At 31.3% G+C, this 15,261-nt stretch carries 15 protein-coding genes; 8 read left to right on the top strand and 7 right to left on the bottom strand.

Going from position 1 to position 15,261, the window contains the following annotated elements; genetic code table 11:
- The first annotated feature begins 231 nt into the window (after positions 1-231).
- From O3801_RS07175 to O3801_RS07160, 4 genes are all read left to right on the top strand, one after another.
- Positions 232-702 (top strand): GNAT family N-acetyltransferase, encoded by a 471-nt coding sequence (locus O3801_RS07175; protein WP_294683647.1) that lies wholly within the window; start codon positions 232-234, stop codon positions 700-702.
- Between the two features lie 324 nt (positions 703-1,026).
- Positions 1,027-1,320: a hypothetical protein gene (locus tag O3801_RS07170; protein ID WP_371454525.1), complete on the top strand. Its 294-nt coding sequence runs from the start codon at positions 1,027-1,029 to the stop codon at positions 1,318-1,320.
- Positions 1,321-1,455: 135 nt separating this feature from the next.
- Positions 1,456-2,400 carry a hypothetical protein gene (locus tag O3801_RS07165; protein WP_371454524.1) on the top strand — a complete coding sequence of 315 codons (945 nt, stop codon included), beginning with the start codon at positions 1,456-1,458 and terminating at the stop codon, positions 2,398-2,400.
- Between the two features lie 182 nt (positions 2,401-2,582).
- Positions 2,583-3,509, top strand: coding sequence for a hypothetical protein (locus tag O3801_RS07160; RefSeq protein WP_371454523.1), 927 nt, complete (start codon positions 2,583-2,585; stop codon positions 3,507-3,509).
- 42 nt (positions 3,510-3,551) lie between these two features.
- Here the strand turns inward: O3801_RS07160 and O3801_RS07155 are convergent, their stop codons facing one another.
- The 7 genes from O3801_RS07155 to O3801_RS07125 form a co-directional block, all read right to left on the bottom strand.
- Entirely contained in the window at positions 3,552-4,271 is a 720-nt protein-coding gene (locus tag O3801_RS07155) for a hypothetical protein (RefSeq protein WP_371454522.1), read from the bottom strand.
- A gap of 99 nt (positions 4,272-4,370) precedes the next feature.
- On the bottom strand, positions 4,371-5,291 hold the full coding sequence (locus tag O3801_RS07150; RefSeq protein WP_371454521.1) for an ABC transporter permease: 921 nt from the start codon (positions 5,289-5,291) through the stop codon (positions 4,371-4,373).
- Positions 5,292-6,356, bottom strand: coding sequence for an ABC transporter permease (locus O3801_RS07145; protein WP_294683653.1), 1,065 nt, complete (start codon positions 6,354-6,356; stop codon positions 5,292-5,294).
- A 12-nt stretch (positions 6,357-6,368) separates the two neighbouring features.
- Positions 6,369-7,880, bottom strand: a complete 1,512-nt coding sequence (locus O3801_RS07140; RefSeq protein ID WP_371454520.1) for an ABC transporter ATP-binding protein — start codon at positions 7,878-7,880, stop codon at positions 6,369-6,371.
- Positions 7,881-8,178: 298 nt separating this feature from the next.
- On the bottom strand, positions 8,179-9,285 hold the full coding sequence (locus O3801_RS07135) for a BMP family lipoprotein (RefSeq protein ID WP_294683655.1): 1,107 nt from the start codon (positions 9,283-9,285) through the stop codon (positions 8,179-8,181).
- A gap of 451 nt (positions 9,286-9,736) precedes the next feature.
- Positions 9,737-10,840 carry a BMP family lipoprotein gene (locus O3801_RS07130; RefSeq protein ID WP_371454519.1) on the bottom strand — a complete coding sequence of 368 codons (1,104 nt, stop codon included), beginning with the start codon at positions 10,838-10,840 and terminating at the stop codon, positions 9,737-9,739.
- Positions 10,841-11,276: 436 nt separating this feature from the next.
- Complete coding sequence (locus tag O3801_RS07125; RefSeq protein WP_371454518.1) at positions 11,277-12,392, bottom strand: BMP family lipoprotein; 1,116 nt, start codon at positions 12,390-12,392, stop codon at positions 11,277-11,279.
- Positions 12,393-12,685: 293 nt separating this feature from the next.
- Between O3801_RS07125 and O3801_RS07120 the strand changes: the two genes are divergently transcribed.
- From O3801_RS07120 to O3801_RS07105, 4 genes are all read left to right on the top strand, one after another.
- Entirely contained in the window at positions 12,686-13,510 is an 825-nt protein-coding gene (locus O3801_RS07120) for a purine-nucleoside phosphorylase (protein WP_371454517.1), read from the top strand.
- Positions 13,511-13,525: 15 nt separating this feature from the next.
- Positions 13,526-13,951, top strand: coding sequence for an HIT family protein (locus tag O3801_RS07115; protein WP_371454516.1), 426 nt, complete (start codon positions 13,526-13,528; stop codon positions 13,949-13,951).
- A 146-nt stretch (positions 13,952-14,097) separates the two neighbouring features.
- Positions 14,098-14,652, top strand: coding sequence for a helix-turn-helix domain-containing protein (locus tag O3801_RS07110; RefSeq protein ID WP_371454515.1), 555 nt, complete (start codon positions 14,098-14,100; stop codon positions 14,650-14,652).
- The coding region (locus O3801_RS07105) for an IS3 family transposase (protein WP_371454530.1) at positions 14,544-15,261 on the top strand (718 nt) is incomplete at its 3' end. The genes O3801_RS07110 and O3801_RS07105, both read left to right, overlap by 109 nt.

The following is a 15,261-nucleotide window of genomic DNA, read 5'->3' as shown; positions in this document are numbered from 1 at the left end:
TATATAAACTAAACCCCACCAAAAATTATTGGTGGGGTCTTTTTATTAACATCTTTGATTTCTTACCTTATCTACACTAAAATATAAATATAAAAATAGATAATCGAGAATAATACATTCAACAACAAATATTATCAAAATAGCAATATTTCAATTTCTTGTGACTACTTGTATGATATTTATTAACTATGTTATAATTAAATGGAATTATAATTTTAAGAGGAAAATAATATGGATTTAATAATTAAAGAAATAATAGACAAGAAAGAAAAAGAAATAATATCAAAAGAGATCCTTTACGACCTTCCTGAATGGTTCGGTCTACCTGAAAGTACAGAAGAGTATATTAAAGATTCACAAGATAAACCATTTTTGGCTTGCTATGCGGATAATGATATTGCAGGTTATATCGTATTAAACGCAACAAGTAAGGATACTGCAGATATTTTTGTAATGGGTATAAAGAAAAAATTTCATAGAATGGGAATTGGAACAAAACTAAATACAGAATTCGAAAATATGGCAAAAAATCTTGGATATTCCTACTCGCAGGTAAAAACTGTAAAAATGGGACACTACAAAGAATATGATATTACTAATGAATTCTATATCGCAATGGGTTATAAAGAATTAGAATGTTTCCCTACCTTATGGGACGAATGGAATCCATGTCAAATATATATTAAATATTTAGGGGAATAATACTTCAATAATGTTTTATTTATAAATAAAATATTTTAGTATGTAAAAGCTCGATGAGTAAAAATAGAAGTAGTATATTCACCAAGAAACTTAATATAGTCTACTTTTGAAAACTAAATACAGGACAAATACAAAATTTATACCCTACCATTTCCCATACCAATACAAAAAATAAAGTCGATACTTCCTATAATATCAACTACTCAGGATAGATTCTTCCTCTATTGAATGGGAATAGATCTTAAAAGCTGAGAACCCTTAATATAACTGTTTTTTAGAATTTATATATAATCTAAACCTGTTAAAGCGTCTAGAAAAAATACTATGGGAGCTACTATACCTGATAATGTAACAAGTCTTCAACAAGAATGGATAAGAAGAGGTGGCGATGCAGAAATGCTAGCTACTGTTAGAAACTCATATAAAAATGTTGAAAAAATAACAACTAATTTTAACTCTCTTCACCAAGCAAATCCCGATGACCCTATCACAATTTATTTGGAGATGAAAGATGGATCAAGAAAAACTGCTGAGTTTGATTACGCTTGGGCTAGCGGAGCTTTCGTAGGATATACAGTCCATGTATTTGATGATAATTTTTATATCACTGTAAATTAATAATAATATATAAAACCTTGGAATATTTTATGATTAGAGATGTTCTGAGGTTTCTAGTTTATCCACCACCCCTCATTGACGTAATCATACTATTATTCTATAATTATTTATGTAGGATAATAAAAGGAGAATTTTATGAATAAAAACAACAAAACTATAATATCAATTGTTTCGATAATCGCTGCTCTTGTTATTTGTTTTTTCGGATATAATCTTTATCAAAAGAAACAAGCTGAAGTTGTTTCAGCAGAGAAATTAACAGCACTACATGAACTAACAAAACAATTTAATAACGAAAATGATAGAAATAATAAATTTAACCTACTAAAAGACACTCTAGATGAACAATCAAAATATAATCTAAATTCTTATAAAGACCCAAAGGTTAAAGATGAATTTAAAAATAGTATAAATATCATGAGAGATTATTTCCATAGAGATTATGACAATACTATAAAAGAAAACAATATCTCAGATCTTAATAACACTTCTGATGAAAGTAAATTTTCTGATAAGAAAGCAAAATTAGATGATTTAACAAAAGTTATAGAAAAAGAAAAAGATATTACCTTCGAAACTGAAGAACAGGCTCAAGAAAAGAAATCTGAAGTGGAAAAACTTATAAAACAATATGAAGAACGTATAACTGTATTAGGCAAAAAAGAGAAAGAGACAAAAACAGAAGAAAAAAGAAAAAACTCGTCAGATGACATAGGAGAAAAGGCTGTTACTATGACTTCTACACACTATGAAAATGAGTACTTTATCGTTGATGTTCCTGCTAAATGGTCTGGGAAATGGTCTATTAGTAAAACTATAGACACTAAAAATCTTGGAACACCTTCTCAACCAGCTATAACATATGCATTTAGTCGTGCAGGAGATAATCCTATGTTCGGTGGTGGCGGACAAACCGTACATGTTTATCCTAATGGATTACCAAGCAAGGCAAACTCAGTTAAAGAATGGACAAAATTTGGTTCTAATATCTATGTAGGAGCCGGCGCTAGTAGCGGTTTCTTTAACGAAAAAAATGAAACTTACTATAGGGAAGAAATGGCTAAAATACGTGCTAAATAAGACAAAATACCTCAATCAAATCAGTGATTGAGGTATTCTTTTATATAGTTTCCCTATTATCAATTATAATTAATCTTGAGCTGATGTTTACTTCTAAGTTAACCTTTCTCTACTGACTATTATTGACGTAGCCTTGCTATTATTCTATAATTATCTATGTAGAAGAATAAAAGGAGAATTTTATGAACAGAAATAATAAAACTATAATATCAATTGTTTCAGTAATCATTGCAGTAGTTATTTGTTTCTTCGGATATAATTTCTATCAAAAGAAACAAGCAGAAGTTGTTTCAGCTGAAAAATTAACTGCTATACATGAAGTTATAAAAAAATTCAATGACGGAAATGATAGAAATGAAAGACTAAATTTATTAAAAGACACTCTTGATGAACAATCAAAATACAATTTAAATTCCTACAAAGATTCAAAAGTTCAAGATGAGTATAAAAACAGCATAACTACAATGCGTACTTACTTCCAAAACGATTATGATAGCACTATTAAAACAAACACTCTATCAGATGTCAGTGCTGTATCCGATGAAAAAGTAATTACAGATAATAAAACAAAATTAGATGAATTGACTAAAACAATAGATAAAGAAAAAGATATTACTTTTGAGACAGAGCAACAAGCACAAAACAAACAATCTGAAATAGAAAAACTGGTAAAAAAATACGAAGAACGTATAAATGAACTAAAAGCCAAATCGAAAGATACTAAAACAAATAAAGAGAACTCAGCAAAAAATAGTGAAGAAAAATCAGGAAAAGCAAATGCGACACACTACGAAAATGAATACTTTAGTATAGATGTACCCCAAAAATGGGCTGGAATTTGGTCATTCACTGAACATAGTGATTCTAATAATTTAGGAACATCATCTCAACCGGCAAAAGTTTATTCATTTAAACATGATTCTGAGGGTAATGTTCCATTTGGTGGAGCACAAGCAATCTACGTTTTCCCTAATGGACTTCCTAGTAAGAGTGAATCTTCACCAATGCTAAAAAAAATAAGCTCAAATGTCTACTTAGGACCTGGAGCTGCTTCTGGTTTCTTCTCAACAGATGGAAGACCTGATAGAGCAACTATTAAAGTTAAATAATACAATAACACCTCAATCAAATTTAGATTGAGGTGTTTGTTTCTATGCAGTTTGAACATCAGCAACATAATATTTAGACTTACTATGTCCACCTGTATAATTTTTATTATTAAGTTTTAATGTTATTGTTGAAATTTTAGTTTTCGTCATAGCATCTAGTACATCAATCTTTATGCTATCCCCTTCTGTTTTCCAGTTTTCTTTTTTATCTAATACCTGTGGATAATTATGTCCTCTTTCTACAGATACGAATACAAGTGTATTATCTTCTTTGTAGTAGTTTATCTCGCTATCTTTAGGGAATGTAGTCGCAGCAGAAGACTTACCTCCAAGCTCACTGAAAGCTGGACTTTGTAGTAACTCCAATGCTTCTTCTTTAGAATATGTTTTGTCAGAGAATTCATTAACTACATCTACGAAATCTTGCACCGAAACTTTCGCTAATGGTACTCCTTCTGGTGAATTGAATTTTGTAGATTTATCTTGAGTAATCCACGCTAATAAGTTTGTTTGTTCATTTAATTTTGATAAGTCATTTCCTGAAATAGCTACTAAGTGAGCTAATTTTTCTGCAGCAGCTAAATCATGTTTAACTTCTGTTTTTTCTTTTGAAGCTGTTTCTTTATTCTCTGTATTTTCTTTTTTATTTTCTTTTTGCTCTGGGTTATTTTTTTGATCTGAAGTTTTTGAAGCCTCTTTCCCTGCACATCCTGTTATAGCTAAGGCCCCTGCTGCAAGTAACATTAATAACTTTTTATTCATATACTCATCTCCTTTTTTTATTTATCTATATTATACCATATTTTAGTGATAAAAAAAGTAGTCCTTGAAACTTATAGTTTTCAAAGACTACTGTATATATTATCTTAAACCTTTATCGTATGGAATACCAAGTGCTTCTGGAGTAGCAGTTTTCTTAGAAAATACGATAAGTGCAATGATTGTAGCTACGAATGGGAACATGTTCCAGAATGATACCGGAATTGGTAGGTCTGGTGCTAAGATAGAAACTTTCTCAGCGAATACTTTAGTTCCTCCGAAGAATAACGAAGCTAATGTGATTGTAATTGGGTTATATTTACCAAAGATTAATGCCGCTAATGCTAAGTATCCGAATCCATATACTGTGATTGCTGCGTTGAATCCTTGAGAGAATGTAGTTGCAATGATAGCTCCAGCTAATCCTGCTAAACATCCTGAAATAAATACCCCAATGTAACGATATTTAAATACGTTTAATCCAAGTGAATCACTCGCCTGTGGGTTTTCCCCTACAGAACGTAAACGTAATCCGAATGGACGTTTGTAAATTACGTAATATGTTACAATTACTAGAATCACAGCTATAAATACTGTTGGGTAAATAGTAAATTTACCAAATACTGTATATCTTGGGAAACCACTTGCTAATAATAATTCATATGTACCATTAAAGTGGTTAACTAAGAATAACGCTATAGCTGGTGTAATTAAGTTAATCGCCGTACCTGAAATAACTTGGTCAGCTTTTAAGTTAATACTGATATATGCGTGGATTAATGACATTAAACCACCAGCAAGTGTCGCAACAACTAAACAAATTACTAATTGTAATAATGTTGGAGATCCATCGAACACTGATAATGCTAATAGTGATGCAACGAATGATCCAAAAATTACGAAACCGTCAAGGGCAATGTTAACAACCCCACTTTTTTCTGAATAGAAACCACCGATGGCAGCTATAAGAATAGGTGCAGTATATTGTAACATTGAGTCTAATAGTGATAATACTGTATCCATCTATTTGTCTCCTTTCTGTTTCTTACTACTAAATAATTTATCAAGCAACTTGTTATCAAAGATAGCTTTAGCTGCAACGAATAATACGATTAATCCGATTAAAATATTCGCGATATCTTTTGGAATACCGATGAATGATAATTGTGGAGTTAATACTCCTAGGAATCCGAATAATAATGCTCCTAATAGTGATCCTAACGCAGTGTTAGCTCCGATTAAAGCAACCGCGATTCCCATGTATCCAAATCCTTGGAATGTTGAACCTGCAACTACTTGTCCTACAGGTCCCATGTTGTAAAGTGCTCCACCTAGACCGGCGAAAGCTCCTGAAATAGCCATAGATAATACAGTGTTTCTGTTAACTTTCATACCTACGAATTTTGATGCATTCGGGTTAAATCCTACAGAACGTAATTCATATCCGAATACTGTTTTTTCCATAACGATATAGAAAATAATAACACTAAAGATAGCTAAGAATAAATCTGTTCCTAAACGATAGTTGTTGAAAATACCTTCTACTAAACTATTTTGTAAGTATCCTGTTCCATCAGCTGAAACGATAGGTTTAGAAATGATATCGTTAGTTCCTTTAATATATTTAGGTACAGCAAATTGTACGAAATATAAAGCTGTATAGTTTAACATGATTGTTACAACTACTTCACTGATATTGAATCTAGCTTTTAAGTAACCTGCAATAGCAGCCCAAAGACCACCTACTACAATCCCAACTAGAATACTAGTAATTAATACTAAATAGAAGTTCATACCTTCCATTTTAATCGCAACAAGTCCAGCGAAAAGTCCACCCATAATGAATTGACCTTCTGCACCGATGTTGAATAAACCTGTTCTGAAGGCAAATGCAACAGATAATCCAGTACAAATAAGTGGAATTGTTGATACAAAAATTTCAGCTATACTGTTTGAGTCTGAGAAGATATCTCCAATTACCCCAAACACATCTCCTGGTGCTGCCCCTATCGCTGAAATAAGAATCGCCCCAATAATAAATGAAGCTAATATCGGTAGCACCGCATTAGTTAAAACTTTTTTTAACATACGTTCTCCTCTCTACTTCTTAACCCCTGCCATAAGCAGACCAAGTTGTTCTTTTGTTACATTCTCATCGTTATCCACGATATCAATAATATTACCATTGTGAATAACTGCAATTCTATCAGATAATGTTAAGATTTCATCTAAGTCAAATGAAATTAATAGTACACCATTACCTTTATCACGGTAGTCGATTAGCATTTTGTGAATACCATTGATAGCCCCAACATCAAGTCCACGCGTAGGTTGTGTTGTTACTAATAATTTCGGATGTAATTCTAAAGCACGCCCGATGATAAGTTTTTGTTGGTTACCACCACTCATACTACGAGCAGAAATTTTCTCATCACCAGCTTTACGAACATCGTATTTTTCACAGATTTCTTTTGCAAATTTAGCAATAACATTTTTCTTTAAGAATCCACGGTTAGAGAATTTTTCTGTGTAATAATTTTCTAAAACTGAGTTTTCTTCAACACTAAAGTCTAATACAAGACCATCTTTGTGTCTATCTTCTGCAATAATCTCAAGTCCAAGTTCTTTACGCTTTGCAGTAGATAATGAATTGATTTCTTTTCCGTCGAAAATAATTTTCCCTTTTGTTTCTTTAAGTAAAGCATTTAGTACTTCCACAAATTGTTGTTGACCATTTCCATCAACTCCTGCGATACCTAGAATTTCACGTTCACGTACATTTAAGTTGAAGTCATGAAGAATATCTTTTTTCTCAGCAGTATCTGCATATACCCCTGAAACTTCAAGTATATTTTTCTTACCTTCTCTTGAACGCTCATATTTAATAATTTCTAGATCTTTACCAATCATAAGACTAGCTAATTTTTCTTTTGTAGTTTCTGCTATTTCAACAGTTCCAAAGTACTCACCACGGCGAATAATACTACAACGATTCGCAACAGCCATAATTTCGTTAAGTTTGTGAGTAATTAATAAAATAGTTTTTCCTTCTGCTTGAAGATTTTTAAGAATAGCTAAGAATTCTTTAATTTCAGCAGGAGTTAAAACTGCCGTAGGTTCGTCAAAAATTAAGATGTTTGCATCTCTATATAACATTTTTAGGATTTCTACCCTTTGTTGCATCCCTACACTAATATCCCCTACTAATGCTTTAGGATCAACTTCTAAACCATATTTTCTAGATAGTTCTGTAATTTTCTCAGCTGCGCTATCTAAGTCGATTTTTCCACCTTTTACTTCTTCCATACCTAAAATAATATTTTCAGCAACAGTGAAGTTTTTAATAAGTTTAAAGTGTTGGTGTACCATACCAATCCCTAGTTTATTCGCATGCTTAGGATCTTTAATATCAACTTCCGTACCATTCAACTTAATAACACCGGCTTCTTGATGGTACATACCAAAAAGAACCGACATCAACGTAGATTTTCCAGCACCATTTTCACCAAGTAAGGCATGAATTTCATTGTTCTTTACTTGAATAGTGATATCTTTATTTGCGTAGAAGTCGCCAAACTTTTTAGTTATGTTTAGCATTTCTATAGCGTACATATCTTTACCTCTCTTTTATATATTCTTACATACTATATATTATAATATATTTTGACAAACTAGTATAGCTTTTTAAGGTATTTTTTTATTTATATTTAATATTAATTTACCACACAGTAAATTAATTAAAATCTATACTGTATTCGTTTTAATATTTTATAATATAATACGATTTTTAAAACTTAAGTAATTGTAATTATAATATAAATTTTTTAATACTATTTAAGAAATTTAATAATAATTATCACAAAAAAAGGCCTAGCAAACGCTAGGCCTTTTTACTATAAACTTTTTAAAATTAAAGTTCTCCGTCGATATTAGCTTTATCAGCTACACCAGCTGCATCTGCTGCAACTGTTGCTTTTCCAGCTTTAAGATCTTCTACAACTGTTTTAATTTTAGATTTGATATCATCGCTTAAGTTAGGGTTTTCTGCTGGAAGTCCAACACCATCTTCTTTAATAGTGAAGACTTTAGCTTGTCCACCTTCAAATTTACCAGCTTTGATAGCGTCTAAGATGTTAGCAACTGCTACGTCAATACGTTTAACAGCTGAAGTTAAGATAACTGATTTTTCAACATCTTTTCCATCTTTATCTTTAGCTTTGAATACACCTTCAGAATATTGGTCTTTATCTACACCAACGATCCAGTGTTTAACTTCTCCGCTTTCTTTAAGATCTTTAGTTGCTCTTTCTTGAGCTTCTTTAATAGATCCACTTCCAGTACCACCAGCTGCTACGAAGATTACATCAGCACCAGCATCGTACATAGTTGCTGCTAAAGTTTTACCTTTGTTAGTGTCGTTGAATGAACCACTGTAGTTGTAAACAACTTTGATGTCTTTTTTAGCTGCTTTAGCACCTTGAACGAATCCAACACCAAATTTAACTACTGCAGGAATTTTAGCTCCACCAATGTATCCAACTTTACCAGTTTTTGATTGTAAAGCTGCTGCATATCCAGCTAGGTATCCAGCTTCGTGTTCTGAGAATGTTACAGAAGCAACGTTTTTGTTTTGAACTACACCATCGATGAAAATGAATTTTTTATCTGCAAATGAATCTGCAACTTTTGGTAATTCTTTTTCAAAGTAGAAACCAGCTAATGAAATTACGTCAGAAGCTTTTGCTGCGTTTTGTAAGTTAGCTGCAATGTCACTTTGGTTTTTAGTTTCGATTGGGTTTAGTGCTTTTCCACCATTTTTTTCAGCCCAAGCTTTTACAGTTTCAACGTTACTTTGGTTAAAACTTTTATCTTTTGCTCCACCTTCGTCAGTTACAACACCGATTTTTAATCCAGAGTTGTTAGAAGATGAATTTCCGTTAGATGATTTAGAAGAACATCCAACAATAATTAATGCTGCTGATAAAACAACTGCTATTAACGAAAATACCTTTTTCATAAATAAAAAGTCTCCTTTATTTGTATATTGTTTATATCTAAATAATACCACATTATCTTTTAAACTTCAATAATTTATTTATGAAATATTAACATTTTTTTATAACGTTCGTTTTCTAATTATAAAAACCTATGAAAACAGTATTTATATGAATTATCATATCTATTATTCCATACTTCTATCAGATTACTTTGAAATTATAAAGCATTTCCAAAACATTAATAACGTTTACAATTTAATACGAATTTTCACACATAATACATTATTACACATTAATTAAATAAACGACAATAATACTATAAATACAAAGTTAATGATAGATTATTATTTTACGAACTTTTAAATAAACTACAATTATAATATTTAATTATTACACATTAATAGCTTTGAATAAACAAAAAAAATCTCTATAAAACTTTAGGTTCTATAGAGATTCTAACGCTAAATTATATTACAACTCGCCATCAATATTATTTTTATCAGTTAATTTATCAGCTTCAGCTACTACTGACTCTTTTCCAGTTTTTAGCTCTGCTATTTTATTTTTGATTTTTGATTTAGTTTCTTCATTTAAGTTAGGATTTTCTAAAGTTAATTCAATACCATCCTCTTTAATAGTAAAGATATGTTCTTTCCCACCTTCAAACTTACCTTCTTTGATACTGTCTAATACATTTTTCACTGCAACATCTACACGTTTGATAACTGATGCTACAACAACTGATTTTTCAACATCTTTTCCATCTTTGTCCTTAGCTTTAAAGATTCCATCAGTATATTGGTCTTTATCAACACCTACGATCCAGTGTTTAATTTCTCCACTTTCTTTTAGGTCTTGTGTAGCTCTTTCTTGTGCTTCTTTAATAGCTCCATTACCTGTTCCACCAGCTGCCACGAAGATTACATCAGCTCCTGTATCGTACATAGTTGCTGCTATTGTTTTACCTTTGTTTGTATCACTAAATGAACCACTGTAGTTATATACTACTTTAATATCTTTATTTGCTGCTTTTGCACCTTGTACAAATCCAATTCCAAATCTTGCTACTGTAGGAATTTTTGCTCCACCGATAAATCCAACTTTACCAGTTTTAGATTGTAATGCTGCTGCATACCCTGCTAAATATCCTGCTTCTTGTTCTGCAAAAGTAACAGAAGCTACGTTTGCTTTTTCTACTACACCATCGATAAAAATATACTTTTTATCTGGAAAAGCATCTGCCATTTTTGGTAATTCTTTCTCAAAATAAAAACCTGCTAATGAAATTACATCAGCTGCTTTAGAAGCACTTTGCATATTAGCTGCTAGGTCCGAATGATTTTTTGTTTCAACCGGAGTTAATGCTTTACCTCCATTTTTTTCTACCCATGAAGTTAACGCCTCTGCATTACTTTGGTTAAAACTCTTATCTTTTGCTCCACCTTCATCAGTTACGACAACCACTTTTAAGTTAGACTTATTAGTAGAATTGTCTTTTGATGATTTAGACGAACATCCTGTAACAACTAAAATAACAGATAATACTACCGCTACAAATGAAAATAATTTTCTCATATTAAATATTAATCTCCTTACGATTAAGAATTGTTTTAAAAAAAGATAATACCATATATTTAATAACAAAGTCAAATCAGTATACAGCACTATAATTCAGTTTTAGTTAACGTTCGGATTATCTTGAAAGTGTTATCTTTCTTTATATTTTAAGATTTAAATAGTTACATTGTTTTCGTCTATATTTGTACACAATTTATTATTTTACATAAAAATATTATCGCTTTTTTAAAAATACAGTAACGTTCCCACCTACTATACTTCAGTACTTAGTAATCATTTAATGCCCAAAAATTTTACAACAACACATGAAATAATAAAATTTTTAAAGTTTTTTTGTATTTTAAAAGTTCGTTTTAATGTCACTAAAAGGAACCACCAATAATGATGGTTCCTACTAATTAATATTTATGAATATTCCCTATAATAATCTATACTATAGTTCCCCTTCGATATTCGTAGCTGCTCCTTTTGCTTTAAGTTCATCTCCAGTAGCTACTACTTCAGCTTTCCCTGATTTTAATTCTTCTACAGCTTTAGCAATTTTTGTTTTTGCTTCTTCGCTTAGGTTAGGGTTTTCTTTTGGAATTCCTACCCCATTTTCTTTAATACCAAAGATATGCTCACCTTTAGTGAATTTACCTTCTTTGATTTCATTTAAGATTTTTGTTACAGCTACTTCGATATTTTTAACAGCAGAAGTTAAGATAGCAGATTTTTGATATTCTTTTCCATCTTTATCTTCCCCTTTAAAGATACCTTCTTCATACTGGTCTTTATCAACACCAACAACCCAGTGTTTAATTTCTCCACTCTTAGACATGTCGATTATTCCACGTTCTTTAGCTTCTGAGATTACACCATTACCTGTATTTCCTGCCGCAACGAAAATTACATCTGCTCCAGAGTCATACATAGTAGCTGCTAAAGTTTTCCCTTTATTTGTATCTGAGAATGTTCCACTGTAATTGTACATTACTTTAATATCACTTTTAGCTGCTTTAGCACCTTGTACAAATCCAATTCCAAATCGTTCTACTGGTGGAATTTTAGTTCCTCCAATAAATCCAACTTTTCCTGTTTTAGATTGTAAAGCTGCTGCATATCCTGCTAGATACCCAGCCTCTTGTTCTTTAAAGATTAATGAAGCAATATTTGGAGCATCTACAAAACTATCTACATACATGAATTTTTTATCTTTATATTGCTCTGCAGTTTTTGTAATTTCTTTTTCAAATTCAAATCCAGCTAGAGATACAATATCAGATACCTTCGCAGCATTTTGCAAGTTCGCAGCTAAGTCTGCTTGATTCTTCGTCTCAATAACAACCGGATCTTTTGCTCCATTTGCTTTCGCCCATGCTTGAATCGCCTCTACGTTAGCCTGGTTAAAACTCTTATCTTTTGCTCCACCTTCACCAGTTACAACACCAATCTTATAGGCATTCTTGCCATCAGATTTCGTATCGTTCTTAGCACTCTTTGAAGAACAACCAACAACAATTAATGATAATGCAACTAAAATTGCAAAAATAGTACGTAATTTTTTCATAATGTCCTCCTAAAAATCTTTATGTACTAAGTTCATAATACAATATTTTTAAAACGCTTGCAAATATTTTTTTGAACTTTTTTAAAAAACACTAAAAATTAGATTAAATAAATTATAATATTATAGTACCTATTAATATTCATTTTTCCGTTTCAATCGCATCATTAAAAATAACATAAACGTATTTATATTAATAATACAAACGTTGATAATAATTAATATAAAATTATATATTTTCTGAATTTTTTATGCTATAATAACTTTGATAAAGCATTTTCAGGAGGATTTATATTATGACATATTATCAGAATATTATTGAGACGGCAAATTATATAATAAAATATTTTAATGAGCCGATAGACTACGCAGTTGTTTTAGGTAGTGGTATTACACTTGAGCTTGAAGATCAACAAGAACTTGGTTACGAAGCTATTCCACTTTTCCCAGGAAATAAACATGCTAATCGAGTAAAGGGGCATGCTAACAAACTAACTTTCGGAAAAATTTCTGGGAAAAATGTATTAGTATTAAACGGACGTCTTCACTATTACGAAGGATACAGCATGAAAGATGTTGCCTTTATGACATATGTTGTTAAACATCTTGGTGTAAAAGGGTTATTCATCACTAACGCTTGTGGAGCTATTAACACAGACTTCAGTGAAGGAGATATCGTATGTCTTGATGACTTCATCTCACTAGTAAACAACAACCCTCTAATGGGAGAAAATGACCCACGTCTAGGAGAAAGATTTGTTGACATGACAACTCCTTTCGATCCGTACTTAGTTGAGACTTTACACAATTCTGCGAAAAAATTAGACCTTACTTTACACACTGGTGTTTACGGATTCTTCCAAGGTCCATATTTTGAAACGCGTGCAGAAATTCGTGCATTTAAAACTATGGGATGTGATCTTGTAGGTATGTCTACAGTACCTGAGGTAATCGCCGCAAATCACGCTTCACTTCCAGTGGCAGTACTAGCTTGTGCTACTAATATGGCTACAGGAATCCAAGAGAAAAAACACGACCACGAACACGTATTACAAACTGCACAAAAAATTAGTGTAAACCTGAAAAAACTTTTAATAGAAACATTAGAAAACTTAAAATAATAAGGAGTAAAAATTATGGAAAAAACTATTTTTGAAAAAATTATCGATGGAGAAATCCCAAGTTACAAAGTATACGAAGATGAACACGTATATAGCTTTTTAGACGTATTCCCTATTACAAAAGGGCACACTCTAGTAATTCCAAAAAAACACAGCAGAAATATTTTTGACTGTGATCCTGAAACAGCTGCAAACATTGGACGAGTTCTTCCAAAAATTGCTAACGCTGTAAAAGATGCATATGGTTGTGACGGAGTAAACATCTTCCAAAACAACGAAGAGTATGCTGGACAAAGTGTTTTCCACCTACACTTCCATATCGTACCAAGATACAAAGATAAAGATGTAAACTTCGATAATTTAGAAGTTAAATGGCCACCTCAAAAAGTTGAGCCTGCTGAATTCGAAGAAATTAGAAAAGCAATCGCTGATAGACTATAAAAATAAGAAACTAGGTAAGCTACAAATACTTACCTAGTTTTTTGCTATTTAGTAAATCTAGACTATGAAAAATAGTACAAACACAAACTGTACCGACCCCAAAAAGTTAGACCAAAAAATCTAACTTTTTGGAGGTCGGTATTTTTATGACTAAATATAATTTTGAATTTAAAAAGAAAGTCGTACTAGAGTATATAAATGAAAATATAAGCATAAGATCGTTAGCAAGAAAGTATGCTATAAAATCTCATAATAATATTGAAATTTGGGTTGCCAAATATAAGAAATATGGAGATGAAGGATTATATCGTTCAAGAAAAAATGAAGAATATTCTTTCGAAAAAAAGATATATGTTGTAGAATTATACTTAACAAGTGAACTCTCATACAATGACTTAGCTTTACAAGAAGGTATAAATAATCCAGCACTTATTTGTAACTGGGTTAATCGCTTTAGAGTAGCTGGTCCTGATGCATTGAGAGAACGAAGGAAAGGGCGGGAAATCTTAATGGATAAATCACCTAAAAAGTTAAGTAATGAAACAACAAATCAAACTACAAATGATAATATATCTGAAGAATATGTAAAAGAATTAGAAGATCAATTACTACAACTAAGGATAGAAAATGCATTTTTAAAAGAAGCGAGGAGATTGCGTTTAGCGGAAGAAGCAGAAATGAAAAGAAGGCGCGAATTATAAGCAGTCTCCGAGGAGAATTTATACTTAAAGACCTTCTTTTATATGCAAAAATGCCAAAAGCAACATATATGTACTGGCAGAAGAGATTCGATAGAGTTAATCCAGATAAAGAAATTGAAGAGAAAATATTAGAAATAAGAAAGAATAACAAAGATTATGGTTATAGACGTATATATGGTGCGTTACGTAATTTAGGATATATAATAAACAAAAAGAAAGTTCAAAGAATTATACAAAAATTAGGCTTACAGGTTACATCATTCACTAGAAAAAGTAGAAAATACAATTCATATAAGGGGAAAATTGGAAAAACAGCTAAGAATAGAATTAGAAGACGATTCAATACTAATATTCCACATCAAAAAATCACTACAGACACAACTGAATTTAAATATTATGAAGTTAGTGAGAGAGGTAAATTAGTAGTAAAGAAACTTTATTTAGATCCATTTATGGATATGTATAATGGTGAGATAATAAGCTATAGTATAAGTGAGAACCCATCAGCCCAAAGTATAATGGATGCACTAGAAGAAGCTATTAAAGTCACAGCTAAATCACCTTATAGGAGAACTTTTCACTCTGATCAAGGATGGGCTTATCAAATGA

The sequence above is a fragment of the Gemella sp. 27098_8_149 genome (assembly GCF_041433745.1).
Classification (GTDB): Bacteria; Bacillota; Bacilli; order Staphylococcales; family Gemellaceae; genus Gemella.
Note: the sequence above shows the minus strand (reverse complement) of the source record. Positions and strands in the feature narration are given on the sequence as shown.